Origin of the sequence: Kluyvera sp. CRP, assembly GCF_019930565.1 — a bacterium.
GTDB lineage: Bacteria > Pseudomonadota > Gammaproteobacteria > Enterobacterales > Enterobacteriaceae > Kluyvera > Kluyvera georgiana_A.
Window position 1 is genome coordinate 4,369,177 of the sequence record NZ_CP082841.1, and the last position, 19,595, is coordinate 4,388,771.

Annotated in this window: 19 protein-coding genes, 2 tRNA genes and 1 other annotated feature; of the genes, 6 read left to right on the forward strand and 15 right to left on the reverse strand. The window is 55.8% G+C overall.

What is annotated here, in order from left to right:
• Positions 1-22 precede the first annotated feature (22 nt).
• Both K7B04_RS20835 and ldtA read right to left on the reverse strand, forming a co-directional pair.
• A complete protein-coding gene (locus K7B04_RS20835; protein WP_223802929.1) occupies positions 23-964 on the reverse strand; it encodes a Gfo/Idh/MocA family oxidoreductase in 942 nt (313 codons plus the stop codon).
• A 68-nt stretch (positions 965-1,032) separates the two neighbouring features.
• A complete protein-coding gene (ldtA, locus tag K7B04_RS20840) occupies positions 1,033-1,965 on the reverse strand; it encodes a L,D-transpeptidase (protein ID WP_223802930.1) in 933 nt (310 codons plus the stop codon).
• Between the two features lie 194 nt (positions 1,966-2,159).
• Between ldtA and K7B04_RS20845 the strand changes: the two genes are divergently transcribed.
• Positions 2,160-3,608: an AMP nucleosidase gene (locus tag K7B04_RS20845; RefSeq protein WP_167575499.1), complete on the forward strand. Its 1,449-nt coding sequence runs from the start codon at positions 2,160-2,162 to the stop codon at positions 3,606-3,608.
• Between the two features lie 90 nt (positions 3,609-3,698).
• Here K7B04_RS20845 and K7B04_RS20850 read toward each other — a convergent pair.
• Positions 3,699-3,774: transfer RNA gene (locus tag K7B04_RS20850), tRNA-Asn, on the reverse strand.
• Positions 3,775-3,914: 140 nt separating this feature from the next.
• Positions 3,915-5,381 carry an EmmdR/YeeO family multidrug/toxin efflux MATE transporter gene (locus K7B04_RS20855; RefSeq protein ID WP_167575498.1) on the reverse strand — a complete coding sequence of 489 codons (1,467 nt, stop codon included), beginning with the start codon at positions 5,379-5,381 and terminating at the stop codon, positions 3,915-3,917.
• 161 nt (positions 5,382-5,542) lie between these two features.
• Here K7B04_RS20855 and K7B04_RS20865 point away from each other — a divergent pair.
• Positions 5,543-5,618 (forward strand) — tRNA-Asn (locus tag K7B04_RS20865).
• A 45-nt stretch (positions 5,619-5,663) separates the two neighbouring features.
• On the opposite strand, the gene K7B04_RS20870 is transcribed toward K7B04_RS20865, so the two are convergent.
• A complete protein-coding gene (locus tag K7B04_RS20870) occupies positions 5,664-6,182 on the reverse strand; it encodes a hypothetical protein (RefSeq protein WP_223802932.1) in 519 nt (172 codons plus the stop codon).
• Between the two features lie 124 nt (positions 6,183-6,306).
• On the opposite strand from K7B04_RS20870, the gene K7B04_RS20875 reads away from it, so the two are divergent.
• Positions 6,307-7,197, forward strand: coding sequence for a LysR substrate-binding domain-containing protein (locus tag K7B04_RS20875; protein WP_223802933.1), 891 nt, complete (start codon positions 6,307-6,309; stop codon positions 7,195-7,197).
• Positions 7,198-7,201: 4 nt separating this feature from the next.
• Here the strand turns inward: K7B04_RS20875 and cobT are convergent, their stop codons facing one another.
• The 6 genes from cobT to dacD form a co-directional block, all read right to left on the reverse strand.
• Positions 7,202-8,254, reverse strand: a complete 1,053-nt coding sequence (cobT, locus tag K7B04_RS20880; protein ID WP_223802934.1) for a nicotinate-nucleotide--dimethylbenzimidazole phosphoribosyltransferase — start codon at positions 8,252-8,254, stop codon at positions 7,202-7,204.
• A gap of 30 nt (positions 8,255-8,284) precedes the next feature.
• A complete protein-coding gene (gene cobS / locus K7B04_RS20885; protein ID WP_223802935.1) occupies positions 8,285-9,025 on the reverse strand; it encodes an adenosylcobinamide-GDP ribazoletransferase in 741 nt (246 codons plus the stop codon).
• Complete coding sequence (gene cobU, locus K7B04_RS20890) at positions 9,022-9,567, reverse strand: bifunctional adenosylcobinamide kinase/adenosylcobinamide-phosphate guanylyltransferase (RefSeq protein ID WP_223804207.1); 546 nt, start codon at positions 9,565-9,567, stop codon at positions 9,022-9,024. Before cobU ends, cobS begins: the two co-directional genes overlap by 4 nt.
• Before the next feature lie 197 nt (positions 9,568-9,764).
• Positions 9,765-10,085: a DUF496 family protein gene (locus K7B04_RS20895; protein WP_035894853.1), complete on the reverse strand. Its 321-nt coding sequence runs from the start codon at positions 10,083-10,085 to the stop codon at positions 9,765-9,767.
• Positions 10,086-10,286: 201 nt separating this feature from the next.
• A complete protein-coding gene (locus K7B04_RS20900; RefSeq protein ID WP_064544396.1) occupies positions 10,287-11,345 on the reverse strand; it encodes an FUSC family protein in 1,059 nt (352 codons plus the stop codon).
• Positions 11,346-11,461: 116 nt separating this feature from the next.
• On the reverse strand, positions 11,462-12,628 hold the full coding sequence (gene dacD / locus K7B04_RS20905) for a serine-type D-Ala-D-Ala carboxypeptidase DacD (protein ID WP_223802936.1): 1,167 nt from the start codon (positions 12,626-12,628) through the stop codon (positions 11,462-11,464).
• A 214-nt stretch (positions 12,629-12,842) separates the two neighbouring features.
• Between dacD and sbcB the strand changes: the two genes are divergently transcribed.
• Complete coding sequence (gene sbcB, locus K7B04_RS20910; RefSeq protein WP_223804208.1) at positions 12,843-14,267, forward strand: exodeoxyribonuclease I; 1,425 nt, start codon at positions 12,843-12,845, stop codon at positions 14,265-14,267.
• Positions 14,268-14,320: 53 nt separating this feature from the next.
• On the opposite strand, the gene tsuB is transcribed toward sbcB, so the two are convergent.
• From tsuB to K7B04_RS20930, 4 genes are all read right to left on the reverse strand, one after another.
• Positions 14,321-14,545, reverse strand: a complete 225-nt coding sequence (gene tsuB, locus K7B04_RS20915) for a thiosulfate utilization sulfurtransferase TsuB/YeeD (RefSeq protein WP_001575873.1) — start codon at positions 14,543-14,545, stop codon at positions 14,321-14,323.
• A 12-nt stretch (positions 14,546-14,557) separates the two neighbouring features.
• Positions 14,558-15,613, reverse strand: a complete 1,056-nt coding sequence (gene tsuA, locus K7B04_RS20920) for a thiosulfate utilization transporter TsuA/YeeE (RefSeq protein WP_223802937.1) — start codon at positions 15,611-15,613, stop codon at positions 14,558-14,560.
• 190 nt (positions 15,614-15,803) lie between these two features.
• Positions 15,804-17,162: a putrescine/proton symporter PlaP gene (gene plaP / locus K7B04_RS20925; protein ID WP_001575875.1), complete on the reverse strand. Its 1,359-nt coding sequence runs from the start codon at positions 17,160-17,162 to the stop codon at positions 15,804-15,806.
• Positions 17,163-17,508: 346 nt separating this feature from the next.
• Positions 17,509-18,330, reverse strand: coding sequence for an SDR family oxidoreductase (locus K7B04_RS20930; protein WP_223802938.1), 822 nt, complete (start codon positions 18,328-18,330; stop codon positions 17,509-17,511).
• 178 nt (positions 18,331-18,508) lie between these two features.
• On the opposite strand from K7B04_RS20930, the gene hisL reads away from it, so the two are divergent.
• A complete protein-coding gene (hisL, locus tag K7B04_RS20935; protein ID WP_071594744.1) occupies positions 18,509-18,559 on the forward strand; it encodes a his operon leader peptide in 51 nt (16 codons plus the stop codon).
• Positions 18,535-18,656 (forward strand) — a sequence feature (His leader region). (Overlaps the previous gene by 25 nt.)
• A 34-nt stretch (positions 18,657-18,690) precedes the next feature.
• Positions 18,691-19,590: an ATP phosphoribosyltransferase gene (hisG, locus tag K7B04_RS20940; RefSeq protein WP_065357671.1), complete on the forward strand. Its 900-nt coding sequence runs from the start codon at positions 18,691-18,693 to the stop codon at positions 19,588-19,590.
• Positions 19,591-19,595 lie beyond the last annotated feature (5 nt).

Consider the following 19,595-nt stretch of genomic DNA (forward strand, 5'->3'; position numbering starts at 1 on the left):
GCCCAGCGCCGCGAGAACGGGATTACAGCGCGGCGTGAATCATATCCAGCACTTGCATATTGCGGACGGTCTCATCCAGCGGAATCAGCCGCGAAGGCTGGTTGAGCACCGCGCTGGAGAAATGGCGAATTTCGGCCTGATAGCGGTCAGACTCGCTAACCGGCAGTTCACGCACGCCTTCAGCGGTATGCAGGTGCAGCGCGCCGGCATCGTCGAGGAACGGTTTATCAACAATCAGCATGCCTTTCGTGCCGATAATTTCCGCGTAATTGCGGCCATAAGCGTTAAAACCGCAGTGAATATTCGCAATCAGCCCATCTTCATACTGAAGCAATGCCGAGAGATTGGTATCAACGCCCTGGTCCGTTTCGCACAGCGCTTTGCAGCGTACCGGCAAGCGTCCGGTCACCATGCCGATAAAGTTCACCGGATAACAGCCCACGTCGTACAGCGCCCCGCCGCCCAGCGCAGGCTGCATTTTGATGGTATTTGGACGATCCAGCAAGAAACGGAACGAGACGTTAATATGTCGAAGTTCACCCAGCGCGCCGCTTTCCAGTACCTGTTTGATCACCCGTACGCGGTCGGTGTACTGATACATAAACGCCTCCATCAGCAGGCGGTTATGCTGTACCGCGGCCTGCTGCATCTCCTGCGCTTCGGCGGCCGTCAGGCCAATCGGTTTTTCACACAGCACGTGCTTACCCGCTTCGAGCGCGCGAAGTACCCACTCCTTATGCAACGAGTTTGGCAACGGGATATAAACGGCCTGAATGGCAGGATCGGCAAGCAGCGCGGCATAATCGCCGTAGCTCTGTTCCCATTCACCGGTTGGCAGGTCGGCCTGGTTGCGTGATGCTACGCCGTAAAGCCGCGCATTATCCGCGCGGGCAATGGCCGGAATAATCGAATTTTTGGCGATTCGGGCATAGCCCAGTATGCCCCAATTCACGACGGTGCTCATCTCATTCTCCCTGGAAATACCCAGCAAAAAGCCCGCACGAAGCGGGCCTGACGATATGTATTGATCGCTTAAAGGGTGTTATGTGAGACGCTAATATTCACTGGCATACCCGAGCGCCGCTCGAGTACCGATTTTACGCAATTCACATCAACTCCCTGCCCTTCAGTAAAACTACGCAGGGCGGGCGTCATTGGCAACGGAACTTTGTTATCTGATTCATATTCTGTGCGGTTGCGCGACAGCGGCTCATGCACCTCTACCCAACGACTACCGTCCGGCTCGGTGGTGTACTTCACCGGCTGGTCGATAATCTGTACCCGCGTGCCTACAGGCACGTTATCAAACAGGTACTTGATATCGTCGTTTCGCAAACGGATACAGCCCTGGCTGACGCGCAGGCCAATGCCGAAATTCGCATTGGTGCCATGAATGGCATAAAGCCGCCCAATATAGATGGCATACAGCCCCATCGGGTTATCCGGCCCGGCAGGCACAAAAGCGGGCAGACTTTCTCCGCGCTTTGCATACTCGCGACGGGTGTTCGCCGTCGGCGTCCAGGTTGGCCCCTCCTGCTTGCGCTCCACCGCCGTCACCCAGTTACGCGGCGTTTCGCGTCCGGCCTGACCTATGCCTATCGGCAGCACTTCAACGGTATTGCTGTCCGGCGGATAATAATAAAGACGCATTTCTGCCACATTCACCACAATCCCCTGACGCACGGTGTTGGGTAAAATTAGCTGCTGCGGGATCACCAGCGAGGATCCCGATTTCGGCAGAAACACGTCAACGCCCGGATTCGCTTCCAGCATATTGCTCAGCCCTTGCCCATACTGGGCCGCAAATGCCTCCAGCGGCAGCCGGTTATCCTGCGGCACCGTGATATTCAGCGTGCTGCCCACTAAACGGCTTCCCTCCGGGGGAAGCGGATAAGTTACGGCAAGGGCGCTATGGCTAGCCGTCGCCAGAATTAACGCGCACCAGAGTTTTACACGAGGTCCCATTTCCCTTTCCTCATTCACGGCAGATATCGGTTAATTATAGCTTTTTTCACTCACCGCGCTGCTATTCCCGTTGCGTACGAAGAATATGGTTAAAGGTTAATCAGTTGTTATATGGGAACCGGCTAGCGCTTTTGTTTCATCATCCGCTGACATACTATCGGGAAAAGCTGCAGACCTGACACAAGGAGCGAACGATGAGTAATACGGGCGTGAGTCTGACCCCTGAACAGGCACTGGATCAACTCCAGGCGCTGTACGATCAATCGGTAAATGCATTACGTGACGCCATCCGTCTGTTTATTGACGATCGCTCACTGCCCAGCGCCGAAGCGCGGGCCAACGGATTATTTGTCTACCCACAGCTCTCGGTCTCCTGGAGCGGCTGCGCGCACAAGGCGCAGAAAACCCGCGCGTTTGGCCGCTTTACCCACTCCGGCTGCTACACCACCACCATCACCCACCCAACGCTATTTCGCAGCTATCTGCTGGAACAACTGTCGCTGTTGCATGAGGATTACGATGCGCATATTGAAGTTAGCCTGTCACAGCACGAGATCCCCTATCCGTATGTGATAGACGGCCTCAATCTCGATCGCTCCATGAGCGCCGATCTCACGCGTTTCTTCCCGACGACCGAACTGTCGCAGATTGGCGATGAAACGGCGGATGGCTTAACCCATGCCACTGAGTTCTATCCGCTGTCGCATTTCGATGCCCGCCGCGTCGACTTCTCGCTGGCGCGCCTGCGTCACTACACCGGCACACCGGTCGAGCACTTCCAGCCGTTTGTGCTGTTCACCAACTACACCCGCTACGTCGATGAGTTCGTGCGCTGGGGTTGCAGCCAGATCCTCGATCCTGACAGCCCGTACGTATCGCTTTCCTGCGCGGGCGGGATCTGGATCACCGCCGATACTGAAGCCCCGGAAGAAGCGATTTCCGATCTGGCATGGAAGAAGCACCAAATGCCCGCCTGGCATTTGCTCACTAAAGATGGTCAGGGAATTACGTTGATTAATATCGGCGTCGGCCCATCCAATGCCAAAAATATCTGCGATCACCTGGCGGTATTACGCCCGGATGTGTGGCTGATGATTGGTCACTGCGGCGGCCTGCGTGAAAGTCAGTCGATTGGCGACTATGTGCTGGCGCACGCCTATCTGCGCGATGACCACGTGCTCAACGCGGTGCTGCCGCCGGATATTCCAATTCCGAGCATCGCCGAGGTGCAGCGTGCACTGTACGACGCCACCAAGCAGGTTAGCGGTATGCCGGGAGAAGAAGTCAAACAGCGGTTGCGTACCGGCACGGTAGTCACCACCGACGACCGTAACTGGGAGCTGCGTTATTCGGCTTCCGCGCTGCGCTTTAACCTGAGCCGCGCGGTAGCCATTGATATGGAAAGTGCGACCATTGCCGCGCAGGGCTATCGCTTCCGCGTTCCCTACGGCACGCTGCTGTGCGTGTCGGACAAGCCGCTGCACGGAGAGATAAAACTGCCTGGTCAGGCTAACCGCTTCTATGAAGGAGCGATTTCCGAGCACCTGCAAATTGGCATTCGGGCCATCGACCTGCTGCGTGCTGAAGGCGACCGCCTGCACTCACGTAAGTTACGCACCTTCAACGAACCGCCGTTCCGTTAACCCCTTTCCTCGGCTCGCCACGGCGATGTCGAGGAAGTGGCTGAACGCAGAAAAGCAAAAAGCCTGCTCGAAAGCAGGCTTTTCTAAATTTGGCTCCTCTGACTGGACTCGAACCAGTGACATACGGATTAACAGTCCGCCGTTCTACCGACTGAACTACAGAGGAATCGTGTGAACGAGGCGCATATTATCGGGGTACCCCGTGGTTGTCAAAGCCTGATTTGCAGAAAATAAATCGTTTGCTGATTAAATCTGCAATCAGGCTGAAAACTGACGTTTATTGCCGATTTTACCCGCAACCTGCCCTCAGGCAGCGTCTTCTTTTTTCGCTGGTGCATATTTCCACGCCCAACGCCCGGTCACCAGACGGCGATAGAAAAGCGCGGCACGCGCTGCCCAGTCGAGGAACATCCCCATCCAGACGCCAACCACTCCCCAGCCAAGCAGGATACCCAGCACGTAACCAACCACCACACGGCAGCCCCACATGCTCAGCATGGAAACCCACATGGCGAAGCGCACATCGCGCGCGCCTTTAAAGCCCGCAGGCAGCACCCAGGAAGCCGCCCAAATCGGCATAAAGGCAGCGTTCATCCACAGCAGGATTTTCACCACCTCTTTGACATCCTCTTCATGGGTATAAAACGACGCAAACAGCCCGGCAAACGGCGCCGTCCCCCACGCAATCACGGTAAGTACAATGGTCGACATCCAGAAGACGTGACGCAGTTGCCGTTCGGCCTGCGCGAGCTGACCGGTGCCAAGCCGTTTACCGGTAATAATGGTCGATGCCGATCCCAGCGCGTTACCAGGCAGGTTTATCAGCGCCGCCACCGAGAAGGCAATAAAATTACCGGCAATGACATCAGTCCCCATCCCGGCGACAAACATCTGGGTCAACAGTTTGCCGCCGTTAAACAGCACCGATTCGACGCTGGCCGGGATCCCAATCCCCATCACTTCCCAGATAATCGCGAAATTCAGTGGTTTAAAGTAGCTTTTAAGCGGAATGCGCAGGGCCGGATTGAAACCCACCATCAGCACAATGATGATCATCACCGCGCCGATGTAGCGCGAAATGGTCAACCCGAGCCCCGCCCCGGCAAAGCCAAGGCCGTCCCAGCCAAATGCGCCGTAAATCAGCACGCTACTAATCATAATATTGAGGATATTCATCCCGCCGTTAATCATCAGCGGAATCTTCGTATTCCCGGCGCCACGCAGCGCACCGCTGCCAATCAGCGCAATCGCGGCGGCGGGATAGCTCAGAACGGTCAACTCGAGATAGGTCAACGCCAGCGCCTTCACTTCTGGCGTCGCGTCGCCGGCAACGATATTAATAATCCCGGCGCCAAAATAGTGAATGACCGCCGCCAGAATCGCCGCAAACAGGGTCATGATCACCAGCGACTGTCGCGCCGCCGCACGTGCCTTGCGGCGATCCCGCTTGCCGAGACTAAACGCCACCACCACCGTTGTCCCAAGGTCAATGGCGGCGAAGAACGCCATAATCACCATATTGAAGCTATCGGCGAGACCGACACCTGCCATAGCCTCTTTTCCCAGCCAACTGACGAGGAAGGTACTCAGCACGCCCATCAGCAGAACGCAGGTATTTTCCAGAAAAATGGGTACAGCAAGGGGGGTGATTTCACGCCAGAAGAGAACTCGATAACTTTTGCGTTTTTTATACCAGGGCGTGCGCGAGACGGCCTGGCGAAGCACGGCGGTGACGTTCAAAATGGACCTTAGTTCTGAAAGTTGAAACTCCATTTCAAATGATGAGGGAGAATCACCGATCCTGCAAAACATTTTTCCTTAATTTTTGTCTGGAATGACGACAAATTGTTGATGGAATAGGCAACTGCACCACAAAGCGATAATTGGCGTTTGACAAAAGTTTTTTCGCCGCTAAGATACGACTCCACAACGATTCCTCTGTAGTTCAGTCGGTAGAACGGCGGACTGTTAATCCGTATGTCACTGGTTCGAGTCCAGTCAGAGGAGCCACATTTTAAAATCCCGCTTAAGGAAACTTAAGCGGGATTTTTGCTTTTAACGCCTTTCCTGTTCCGCAATTCGAACCAGCAATGCGCCAAGCAAGGCGAGATCGACAGGCAACGCAAGCGCAAAGACGTACCCCATCAAGCCTGGTGCTGCGCAAGCCTGAATCAGTAAGGCTGCCGCCAGCGCCACGGCGCAACTCATCATCGTGCCCATCCGTTTCTCGACAGCGTGCTGACCGTGGGCCAGCCCCAGCCCTACGCCAGCGATGAGAATGCCGGGCAACAGTGCCATCCCTGGATGCGCATTCAACGTGGTCAGCAATACCAACAGCCAGCCCATCGCGGCCAGTAGAAAGCCGTGACGCGCGATCCCCCGCTGACGCGCCTGCACAACGCCCAGAGCAGCACTTGCCACCAAAGCGGTCAACAGGATCACGCTGATGCCCACACCAACAATCGTCGCCATTTTCAGCAACAAGCCACCCGCAGCGGTCCCGGAACCTAGCGCAATGGCGCGTAACGCACCCGCTTCGCCCGGCAACGTAGCATTATGTATCTCTGTACTCATTTTCGACTCCCGACATCATCATGAGAATAATTCATTTCTCGCTTTACATGCCGGGTAGCCTACGCCCTGTATAATGGCTTAAACAAACGCATAGTTTTCAGCTATAGATGAGAAAAACTCAGGTATGAAAAAAATACGCCTCCCGCCGCTGGGCGCGCTGCGGGCGTTTCACGCAGTCGCCGAAAGCCAGAGTTTTAAACGGGCTGCCGACACGCTGGGTGTGAGCGCTACGGCAGTCAGCCATCAAATCAAACTTCTGGAGTCAGTGCTTGGGTGCCGGGTCTGCGAGCGCAGCGCGCAGGGCATGAGTCTGACGGAAAGTGGCCGAGTGCTTTATGCAGGCACTCAGCGCGCCTTTGCCGCACTCGAAGAGGCCACAACACAGGTACTTCGCGCTCAGCAGCCGCCCTCGCTGACGGTCACCACCACGTCCAATTTTTTAACCCACTGGCTGGTGCCGAGGTTGGCGGACTTTAAAGCGGAATTCCCGGCCATAGACCTGCGTCTGCACACCAGCGTCGAGCGCGTCGATCTCAGCCAGCGAACCGTAGACGTGGCAATTCGCTACCGCGAGACGCCGGAAGCGGCGCTGCACTGCACGCTGCTGTATACCGATCGCTTTATCGTCGTCGCCAGCCCGACGCTGAAGATATGCAAACCCGAGGATTTGCAGGCGGTGACCTTATTCCATGTAGAGAATCGCCGCGTTCCAGCCGCGGAACCGAGTTGGGAAAATTGGCAAAAGCGCTATGGACCTGAAGGATTAAACATTCAGGCTGGATTAACCTTTAGCGATGAAACGCATGCGTTACAGGCCGCGGTCGCGGGCCAGGGCGTGGTGATTGCCAGCGAACTGCTGGCGCGGGATCTGCTGGAACGCGGAGTGCTCACCGCACCGTTCAACATGACGTTGCCCGGCGCGAACTACTATCTGGTCGCAACCGAAGAAACCGCGCAGCGCCAGGATATTTTGGCGCTGCGGGAATGGCTGCTGCGACAGATGATAACCAAATAACCCGTTATACCGGCAGGACGATGTTGCTACCCGCCAGCGTCCCCATACGGTTATACATGGCGCAGGCCGACTCGACGATATGCATCGCCATCGCCGCGCCGCTGCCCTCGCCCAGGCGCATCTCCATGTGCAGATACGGCTCAAGCTCGAGATGCGCGAGCGCGATACGCGCCCCCTTCTCTGCGGAGAAATGGGAAGGAATCAGATACGGCTTCACCCCCGGCGCTATCCGGCAGGCGGCCAGCGCCGACGCATAGGACAAGAAACCATCCAGCACCACCGGCAGGCCACAGGACGCGGCGCCGAGCATCACGCCAGTCATCCCGAGCAGATCATAACCGCCCACTTTCGTCAGCACATCAAGACCATCTTCGGCGTTAGGCTGGTTCACAGCGATAGCGCGGCGAACAACCTCAACTTTATGCCCCAGCTGCGTCTGCGGCAGGTTTGCCCCTACGCCAACCACCGCTTCCGGCTCGCTGTCGGTGAGCACGCTCACCATCGCCGCCGCTGGGGTAGTATTTGCCATGCCCAACTCGCCCACGCCAAACAGCGTCACGCCCTGCTCCGCCAGTTGACGCGTATAGCGAATAGCTGCCATCAGAACCGACTGCGCTTGCTCTGCGCTCATCGCCGGCCCCTGCGCAATATTGCCGCTGCTGCGCGCGACCTTCATATCAATCAGGCCGGGAATCGGATCGGCATCAATACCGACATCTATCACGTGCACGTCGGCACCGGCCTGGGCGGCCATCACACAGACGCCGGTGTTATGGCGAGTCATATTTGCCGCCTGAATTGCCGTGACAATCTGCGGCGAAACCGCGACCCCTTCATGCCAGACCCCGTGGTCGGCGCACATTACGAGGATGGCTTTCTTCGCCACCTGCGGCGTACCGTGCAGCCCCGGCATACCGGCCAGCTGCACCGCCAAAGATTCCAGACGCCCCAGGCTACCGGTGGGTTTCAGCAGCCCATCAATATGTTGCTGTGCTTGTGCCATCGCGACGTTATCGACGTCAGGAATCGCCGCTAATAATGAAGCCAGTGTTTGCATATTTTATTATTTACCCCGTTAAACGCTGGCTTACAGTAGCGCCAGCAAGAAAATCACTTCGCCTAGCTCAATGGCCGCGCCCAGCGTATCGCCGGTTTGTCCACCGAGCGTGCGTTTCAGCAACAGGCCTAAAATAAAGACGCCAATAAACGCCACCAGCAACGCACGCAGGCCATGCATACCCAGCATGGCGATAACCAGCGCGCCGCCGATAACCAGCGTAACCCAGGTCTGGCGGAAGCTGATTTTGCCGATAAACAGATTGCCCAACCCCTCTTCCCGCGCATAGCGGTGGCGGTACATCATCAGCACCGACCCCGCGCGCCCGGCAATACAGGCGCCGGCAATGGCGGCGAGCATCGGCGTATCGCGTAGCGCCAGTTCACTGACGGCCAGCACTTTCGCCAGCAGGACGAAGATCAGCGCCAGGCCGCCGTGAGTGCCCAGGCGGCTGTCGCGCATAATTTCCAGCATCTTTTCACGGCGGCGAGCAGAGAAAATACCGTCGCAGGTATCCGCCAGCCCATCCAGATGGAAGCCCCCGGTCAGCAACGCCAGCGCCAGTACCGCAAAGAACGCCGCCAGCGGGATCCCGCACCAGGCCTGAACGATGATAAATACCAGGCCGCTCAGCGCCCCGAGCAGCAAGCCAATAAACGGAAAGGTGATCACGCCGCTGACGTAGCGGTCTAAATCCAGCCCCTGCGACCAGCGCTGCGGCACCGGCAGACGGCTCATAAACGAAAGTGTGGCGAAAAACAGTCGGCTCATTTTATTTTGACTCCAATCCCTGATACCACCAGCCAGACGTCATCCGCCGCCTGCGCCAGCTTTTGGTTCACACGCCCGGCAATATCGCGAAAATGCCGGGCCAGACGATTCTCGGGCACGATGCCCATCCCCACTTCATTGGTCACCAGCACCACCGGTGACGGGCATGCTCGACAGGCGGCGATCAGCGCGTCGATTTCTGCGTTGACTTCGCGTTCCAGCGCGACGAAGTCCCATCGCTCAATCTCGTCTGGGTTGCCCGAGGCAAAGAGAATGTTGGTCACCAGCGTCGTGATGCATTCCAGTAAGATGGCTTCGCTGGGATCGTTGTGGGGGGTAATGATGTCGGCAAGATGTTGCCAGCGTTCTTCGGTGCGCCAGTGCGCGGGGCGACTGTCCCGATGATGTTGAATGCGCTCGGCCATCTCGGCGTCGAAAACTTGCGAGGTCGCGATATAGCAAACCCGGGAGTACTGGCTGAGTAACGATTCAGCGTGGCGGCTCTTGCCGCTGCGCGCGCCGCCGGTCACCAGCATCATGATTGCGCTTCCTGATGTTGCTGCATTGTTAGCGAGTTCCTTTGATATCAATATGTTCCCACATAACTGTGGCTAATATATCAAACACAGAGCTTTATACTCCGCATTGCTCGCGATGTCACTGAGGTTGTGGCGGTGGGATTAGGGGGAAGGAAAAACAATGGCCAGGTGACGGCAGCGCCGCCACCCGAGAAGGACGGTTACTCGCCTTTCTGCTCGCCCATCACTTTCAGTTTCTTAGAGATGTCGCGGCGTTCTTTAGACAGTTCAGCATTTTTGATGATGTAGTCATCAACGCGATCTTCGTAGTCGCCCTTCATGCTGGCAATGATGCCCTGAATAGCTTCAACGCTCATGCCCGGTTTGATGTAGTCGCTGAGGTTGTCCAGCAGCAGGACACGCTTCTGGTTGTCACGGATCTTTTTCTCAACGTCCTGGATTTCGCGCTGCAGTTTGTTCTTACGACGGAACAAACGTACAAACTCCAGTACGTCCTGAAACGAAGGTTTCGTGGTTTCCATTTTTATACCCCTGATAGTTGAGAGTCGGATTCGTTAAAACAACGGCTACACGATAAGGTACACATTACTGATATCCCCTTCAACCAGTATGACTTCGCGTATCACCGTTGCGGCAAACAATCATTTTTGCTTTGAGTTCATCATAACCCTAAATCCAGCTGAATCGAAACAACCAGACGAAAAACCCTGCGCATCTGCCTTTTATTTACGCAATGCGCGGCACATCAGACTGGAGAGAAGCTCCAGTTGCCGCGCCAGTTCCATACTCAGCCAGACGTAACCATGAATCGGCGTTTCCGAAAGGTTATCGCCCTTGTAGTCATTCACCAGTTGGCGTAGTTCGGCGACAATGTCGTTGAGCTTCTCGCTGTTGGCCTTAATAGGCCGCGGATTACCTTCGTACAGCGCATGGGCGATGGAGAGCAGCGTTTGCTGCGTCATGGTCTGAGTTTCGCGCAGCGTCTGGGCGTTGAGCATCAGCAGATGGCTTGGGCGGGTCGCCCAGTGGGCGTTAATTTGCAGCTCCAGCATACACACCAGATTGCGGCTCACGGTCTGAATGGCCTCAAAGATGCCTTTGTGAATATGCGTCTCTTTGCTGGCCGGGGTGATCAGACCGCGCATTTTCACCACGTCGTTAAGCACCGTTTGCAGGTGTTTTTCCAGCCTCGGCCGCTCAATCAGGTTCGGCGACAGACCAGCCTGGTAGATACGGTTAAACTGGGTGACGAAAGTCGCCATCTGGATACGCCAGTGGATAAACGCCCGCTGCGGCCAGATACCGGTAAACAGCATCGCCAGCAGACAGCCGAAAATGACGTCGCCGCTTCGCCAGAGCGCGGTGGTCATATCCCCCGGCGGCGCGCCGACCACCACCCCCAACGTGATGCCAATCAACAGCGCCTGATACGGTTTCTTACCCAACGCCAGCCAGCCGCAGAGGAACATCGCCGCCGCGCACCAGATGATCATCAGCGGCAGTGAGATAAGCTCCAGCTTGAGGGCGACCAGGCCCAGCGCGGAGCCAAGCACCGTACCGCCAATCCGCTGGAAGGCGCGTGGAACCACGTTGCCCCAGAACGAAATCGGCCCCATGACCACCACCAGCGTGATCAACGGCCAGGAGCCGTCAGGAATGCCAAGCAGGCGGACGATAAGAAACGTCAGGACAAAAGCCAGCGCAATGCGTGCGCCGTGCACGGTACGATAGTGTCGATATAAGCGTATTTCAAACGGGCTGAGTGACTTATCCGGACGCACACCCACTCTCCACAAAAAACGAAAGGGCAAATTGTACCTGCTCCGTCAGGCAACGACCACCGGGAGCGCAAAAACGCCCCTGAAAAGGGGCGCTAATCGATTAAATAGAGTTTACATCAGGCTTTGTGATGCAGGTAATCGCTTAAGCGCGAGAACAGCCCACCTTTGACAACGCTCTCCAGCGTCACCAGCGGCCACTGCGCCACCACTTTATCGCGGTCGAGCAGTTGGATTTCCCCCACCCGCTGATGAGCAGCCAGCGGCGCTTCCAGCTCTTTTTTATCCAGCACGTATTTGGCTTTAATATTCGGCACTTCGGCTTTCGGCAGCGCTAACCAGAAATCCTGATCGGTACCGAGAGCAATCTTTTCTTTATCGCCATACCAGATACGCTCGGTCCCGACCTTTTTACCGTTTTGCAGAACCTGCACGGTATCAAAGTTTTGCTGGCCCCAGCGCAGCAGCGTGCGCGCCTGGTCCTCACGACCTTTCGGGCTGTCGGCGCCCATCACGACGGCAATCAGACGACGCTGACCATCCACCGATGACGCGATCAGGTTAAACCCGGCACCGGAAGTATGCCCGGTTTTCAGACCGTCGATGTGCATGGTTTTTTCCCACAGCAGGCCGTTACGGTTCTGTTGGGTGATACCGTTCCACGTCAGGCTCTTCTCGCTGTACATATGATAGAACTCTGGCTCACCGTGAATAATCGCGCGCGAAAGCACTGCCAGATCGTAAGCCGAGCTGTGCTGGCCCGGTGCATCAAGGCCATGGACGGTTTCAAAATGCGTGTCGCGTAGATTCAGCTTCTGCACGTAGTCATTCATCATTTTGACAAACTGCGGTTGGCCGCCGGCCACGTAGTCCGCCAGCGCCACACAGGCGTCATTGCCGGAATCCACTATCAGGCCACGGCTCAGATCGCGAACCGAAACGCGGTCGCCCGCTTTCAGGAACATGAGCGACGAACCATTAAACACCGGGTTAGCCGCCGCCCAGGCATCGCGCCCGACGGTGACGATGTCGTCCGGCGTGATGCGATGGCTATCAATAGCCCGATCCACCACGTAGCCGGTCATGAGCTTAGTCAGACTGGCTGGATTACGCTGCTGATGTTCATTACCTGCGGTTAAAATCTGCCCGGTTGTATAATCCATAAGTACCCACGAACCTGCTTTAATCGCGGGCGGGGTGACAGCAGGCATTGCGATATTGTCGGCAAATGCACACGAAACGCTCGAAGCGAGCAAAGAAACGGCAACAAGAAAACGGGCTTTCAACGGAACATCCTCAACTTTTACAAATTCGCCGTCCTTTTTACGGAAGTTTGTGCCTCATGACAGGGCTAAATTGCAAGAAAATATGACATATCTCTATTTTCACACAAAAAAATCCCCTGCGTGACGGATTCCAGAAACGGTTCTGGCGCTTCTGATGCCAGGCTAAATCGTTTACCATGGACATTCAATGCCATACACGGACACAGTTAACGCCATGCAAGAGACCTCCAGCGCGCCGGGATTCCTGTTTCACGACTATGAAACGTTCGGAACCAGCCCTTCCCTCGACAGACCCGCGCAGTTCGCCGCAATTCGCACCGATAAAGACTTCAATATTATCGGCGAGCCAGAGGTCTTTTACTGCAAACCGGCGGACGACTACCTGCCGCAACCGGAAGCGGTGTTAATTACCGGCATCACCCCGCAGGAAGCGCGCGCTAAGGGCGAAAACGAAGCCGCATTTGCCAAACGTATTCACGATATTTTCACGGTGCCGGAAACCTGCGTGGTGGGCTACAACAACGTCCGCTTCGATGATGAAGTGACGCGCAATATTTTCTACCGTAACTTTTATGATCCTTACGCCTGGAGCTGGCAAAACCGCAATTCGCGCTGGGACCTGCTTGACGTGATGCGCGCCTGCTATGCCCTGCGCCCGGACGGCATCAACTGGCCGGAAAACGACGACGGCCTGCCGAGCTTCCGCCTGGAACATCTCACCAAGGCCAACGGTATTGAACACAGTAACGCCCATGATGCGATGGCCGACGTTTATGCCACCATCGCCATGGCGAAGCTGGTGAAGGCCCAGCAGCCGAAGCTTTTTGATTATCTGTATGCCTACCGGGGCAAAAACAAGCTGATGACGCTGATTGACGTCCCGCAGATGAAACCACTGGTGCATGTCTCGGGAATGTTTGGCGCCTGGCGCGGAAACACCAGCTGGATTGCGCCGCTAGCCTGGCATCCGGATAACCGCAATGCGGTGATCATGGTCGACCTGGCGGGCGACATTGCCCCGCTGCTCGAGCTGGACGCCGATACGCTGCGCGAGCGTCTGTATACGCCGAAGGCCGAGCTCGGCGACACCTCGCCGGTGCCGATTAAGCTGGTGCATCTGAATAAATGCCCGGTACTGGCGCAGGCCAATACCCTGCGCCCAGAAGACGCCGACCGTCTGGGCATCAACCGTCAGCACTGCCTGGATAACCTGAAACAGCTGCGCGATAACCCGCAGGTGCGCGAGAAGGTGGTGGCGATATTTGCTGAAGCCGAGCCGTTTGTCGCATCGGACAACGTCGACGCCCAGCTTTATAACGGTTTCTTTAGCGACGCCGACCGCGCGGCGATGAAAATCGTGCTGGAGACTGAACCGCGCAATCTGCCGGCGCTGGACATTACCTTCGCCGACCCGCGTATTGAGAAGCTGCTGTTTAACTTCCGCGCGCGCAATTTCCCCGGCACGCTGGATGAAAACGAGCAACAGCGCTGGCTGGAGCATCGTCGGCAGATCTTCACCCCGGAATTTTTACAGGCCTACGCCCAGCAACTGGAGATGTTGTACGGTCAGTATGAGGGGAATAACGAGAAGCTGTCGTTGCTGAAGGCGCTGTATCAGTACGTGCAGGAGATTGTTTAACTCAACGCAGCGACGCCGGAAAATCTTCCCGGCTTCGCTTGATGCCTGGGGCATTATTTCTGTACGGTGATGGTCCACGCCGCATCGCCAGACTGCTGATAGTCCGTGACCGTAAAGCCCTCTTCCGCCGCCCACTGCGGGATGGCTTCCGTCGCCTGAGTACAGTCGAACTCAATCACCAGCTGGTCGCCGCTGGCCAGTTCCGCCATCGCCGCCTTCGCTTCAATTAACGGGAACGGGCAAACCTGCGTGACTACGTCCAGTTTCTTCACAACCATTTTTTCTACTCCTTAAGCCGTTGCGGTTTTCAGTTTTGCTTTCCGCTGCGGGCGAACATACAACATCCACGACGCGCACCACACGCCGAGAATCATAAATACCAGGCCAATCCAGCCCTGCCAGGTCATCATCGCCGTCATCACCAGGCCGTTGCCGATAGAGCAGCCGCCGGCAATGCTGGCACCGAAGCCCATCAGCACGCCGCCACCCGCGCTACGCAGCGTGGTGCTGGCATCGGCAGCGCGGACGCGGAATTCACGGCTGGCTTTCGCGGCGATAAACGAACCGATAAAGATCCCCAGCACCAGGAAGACGCCCCAGTTGAGGTACTTGCTGTCCCCCCCCACCAGGAACTGCAGGATATTAGCGGTCGGCGAGGTAATGCCAAGGCCAAACATACGTCCGGTGGCCTCACTCAGCGGCCAGGCCAGCAGGGCGATAAGGCCAATCAGCACGGCGGTCACAAACGGGTGCCAACGCTTTTCAAACAGCAGATGCGCCAGGCCAGTGCGGCGCGGCGGCAGAGAGGCAACCTTCAGCTTTGGTTTGCGCAGCTCTTTGCGCACAAACCACAGCGTCACCACTACCAGCAGCGCAATAATCGGCCAGACGGAGATATTCAGGGTTTCGGCAATGCCGTTGTGGGCTGTCGTGTGTTGACCGAGGAATTGGTTGAGCCCAGCCGCGTGCGGTGAACGCATGATCGCGCTCATCACCATATAGGTGACCAGTGCAATCCAACTGCCAATCAGCCCTTCCCCGGCACGATACCAGGTGCCGGTGGCGCAGCCTCCCGCATAAACGATACCGATACCAAAAACAAATCCACCCACCACGGTGCCGAGCCACGGGAACGCGCCTGCATCGTACTGCACCAGGCCAAGCTGGATCAGCGCGAACACGCCGATACTCTGGATACAGATAGCAATCAGCAGTGCGTAAAACATGCGGTTATTTTTGGTGATATACATATCGCGAAAGCCGCCCGTCAGGCAGAAACGACCGCGCTGCATAACGAATCCCAGTAAGGCCCCGCAAATCATGCCACTTATTATCATGTGCAACATAAGAATCAATTAACTCAATATTATCAGTCTTAAAATTATTCCTGACCCCGCCGGACGGCTCCAATAACCAAAAGCTCTATATTATTCCCGACGGTTATTAATATTGATTTTTTAATCACCCCACAAACTTAAGACAAAAAAAACCGGAGGCCCAGACCTCCGGTTTTGCAACCATCGTTTTTAAATTCAGTTATGCAACATCTTCGTACTGCGGAACCGGGTTGCGGAAGCTTTTGGTCACACAGGCCAGGTAGATCAGACCGATACCGGCCCAGATCAGGCCCAGAACCATAGAGCTCTCTTCCAGGTTCACCCACAGTGCGCCAACGGTCAGCGCGCCGCAGATTGGCAGGAACAGGTACTGGAAGTGATCTTTCAGCGTCTTATTACGCTTCTCACGGATCCAGAACTGAGAGATAACGGACAGGTTCACGAAGGTGAACGCCACCAGTGCACCAAAGTTAATCAGCGCCGTTGCCATCACCAGGTCGAAGTTAATCGCCAGCAGCGCAATCGCGCCAACCAGGATGATGTTCATCGCCGGGGTACGCCAGGTTGGATGCACATAGCCGAAGAAGCTTTTCGGGAACACGCCATCACGGCCCATCACGTACATCAGACGCGCCACACCCGCATGCGCCGCCATACCGGAAGCCAGCACGGTAATGGTGGAGAAGATCAGCGCGCCAACCTGGAAGGCTTTACCCGCCACGTACAGCATGATTTCAGGCTGTGAGGCGTCCGGATCTTTGAAGCGAGAGATATCCGGGAAGTAGAGCTGCAGGAAATAGGTGGAGAAGATAAAGATCAGGCCACCAATCAGCGCCGTCAGGAAGATAGCACGCGGAATCACACGCTCAGCGTCTTTGGTTTCTTCGGACAGGTTGCTGATACCGTCAAAGCCAGTAAAGGAGAAGCACAGAATCGTGGCCCCGGTAATCATAGGGATCACGTGCGCATCACCCGACCAGAACGGACGGTTGCTTGCCAGCGTACCGGCACCTTCGCCGTGCGCCACGCCATAAATCACCATACCCAGGATCACGGCAATCAGTACCACCTGGAACACCACGATCACGGTGTTAAAGTTGGCGACAGATTTGATGCTGCGCAGGTTAAAGGCGGTCATAAAGGCAACCAGTGCAATCACGAATACCCATGACGGTATCGACGGCACCAGCGCTTCGAAATAGATTTTTGCCAGCAGAATGTTGATCATCGGCGCGAACAGATAATCGAGCAGCGAAGACCAACCCACCATAAAGCCAACGGTCGGGCTGATGGATTTCTGTGCATAAGTGTAGGCAGAGCCCGCCGAAGGATAACGGCGCACCAGCTTACCGTAGCTCAGCGCGGTGAACAGAATCGCCACCAGAGCGAAGGCATAAGCTGTTGGCACGTGACCATCGGTCATGCCAGATACGATACCGAACGTATCAAACAGCGTCATCGGCTGCATATAGGCCAGGCCCATCATAACAACCGGAATAAGCGTAAGCGTTTTACGTAATTCCACGCGAGAGGTGTTTGGAGTAACGTTATGCGACACGGTCAGTCTCCATTACGGCGATGGCCGGCGCAAAATTGAAAAATTGCCCCATTTTTTTCTGTTTCCTCAGCGACAACGACTGTCGTTTTTTAAGTAAGTATCTATCCGGTACGAAGCCCGGCCTCTTTAATTTGATGGTTGTTTTGATGTAAAAAAAATAACCGACGCGGCAAGCACGTCGGTTAATCTCAATTTTTTACATTCGACATATTTTGCCCCAAACGGTAGCAAAAAGACAAGCTACTGAGAGCATAATCAGCACGCCTTCTCGTCTAAACGACTGATAATTCAGCAACTCCCGAATCATAAATCTCATCAATAGCACTATTTGCTAAAACAAAGGCGATTATTCCATCGGCATACGTAACGGGTCAGGATACTGATACTCAAAGCCGAGCTCGCGGCAAATGAGATTACCGTCGATGATTTTGCCTTTTCCATTACCGCTGTCGCTAAAGCTCGGAACCGCTAACCCCAGCTCGCGCGCCATTTGCGGATAGAAAATACCGCGAGCGGGATGCAACGGCGCACAAATGTTATAAATGTGTCCACCCTTCGGCGCCTGTAATAAAAGCGTAATAGCAGAAACAACATCTTCCAGATGGACGAGATTCACGCCGTGCTGACCATCCGGCGCGGATTTACCTGCGAAGAAACGTCCCGGATGCCGATCCGGCCCCACCAGCCCCGCCAGACGCAGAATATCCACCGACGTCCCCGGCAATTGATGAAGCCAGTCTTCCAGCTCTTTTAATACTCTGCCGCTAGCGGTAACCGGTTCACGCGGCGTGCTCTCTTTTACCAGCCCTTCTTCTTTACCGTAGACCGAAGTGGAGCTGGTAAAGATAATGCGCGGAATCTGGTGCGCCAGCGCGGAGTCCACAATCTCCTGCACCGCCTGATGATAGAAATCTTCGCCCGGGCCGCTGCGGTGCGCGGGGAGCGTAATGACCAGCGCGTCAACATTCATTAAAGCATCAAGGTCGTCAGCCTCACAGACCAGTTGCGGATCGAGCCGCAACGGATAGCTGTCAATCCCGCACATCCGCGCGGCTTCCACGCCATCCTCAGTCGTTTTACTACCCGTTACCTGCCAGCCGCGCGCCATCAACGACAGCGCCAGCGGCATACCCAGCCACCCTAAACCGACAATTGCCACCTTCTTCATTGCGCTATCTCCTGGTTCATCCTGCACTCCTCTCATAAGGCTACGCCACAGCGAGAAAACTGACAATTTATAGTGGTAACATGAATTGATTTAATGAATGAAAAAAGCGCTTGCGCTCAACGACAAAAGTGGTTTAGGTTAAAAGACATCAAGTGAATAGTCATTCAACGAGAAATTTATGAGCCGCGTTCAATTTAAACACCACCATCATCACCATCATCCTGACTAGTCTTTCAGGCGATGTGTGCTGGGAGACATTCAGATCTTCCAGTGGTGCATGAACGCAAGAGAGCCCCCGGAAGATCATCTTCCGGGGGCTTTTTTTTGAACCAAATTCAGCAGGGTAATGAGGAATACAGAATGTTAGATAACAGCCGTTTACGCATAGCTATTCAGAAATCAGGCCGCCTGAGCGATGATTCACGCGAATTACTGGCCCGTTGTGGTATCAAAATCAATCTCCACACCCAGCGCCTGATCGCGATGGCGGAGAACATGCCGATCGATATCCTGCGCGTTCGCGATGACGATATTCCGGGGCTGATTATGGATGGCGTGGTCGATCTCGGCATTATCGGTGAAAACGTTCTGGAAGAAGAGCTGCTGAGCCGCCGCGCACAAGGCGAAGACCCGCGCTACTTTACCCTGCGTCGTCTGGACTTCGGCGGCTGCCGTCTGTCGCTGGCGACCCCGGCGGATGAAGCCTGGAACGGCCCGGCTGCGCTCGACGGCAAACGTATTGCCACCTCTTACCCGCACCTGCTCAAACGTTATCTCGACCAGAAAGGCATCAGCTTTAAATCCTGCCTGCTGAACGGCTCTGTTGAAGTGGCCCCGCGTGCCGGTCTGGCCGACGCCATCTGTGACCTGGTATCAACCGGCGCGACGCTGGAAGCCAACGGCCTGCGTGAAGTAGAAGTGATGTTCCGCTCTAAAGCCTGCCTGATTCAGCGCGACGGCGAAATGAGTGAAGCGAAACAGCAGTTGATCGACCGCCTGTTAACCCGTATTCAGGGCGTGATTCAGGCTCGTGAATCGAAATACATCATGATGCACGCGCCGACCGAACGTCTGGAAGAAGTGATCGCCCTGCTGCCAGGTGCCGAGCGCCCAACCATTCTGCCGTTAGCCGGCGACCAGCAGCGTGTGGCGATGCACATGGTCAGCAGCGAAACCCTGTTCTGGGAAACCATGGAAAAACTGAAGTCCCTGGGTGCCAGCTCGATTCTGGTACTGCCGATTGAGAAGATGATGGAGTAAGCGCC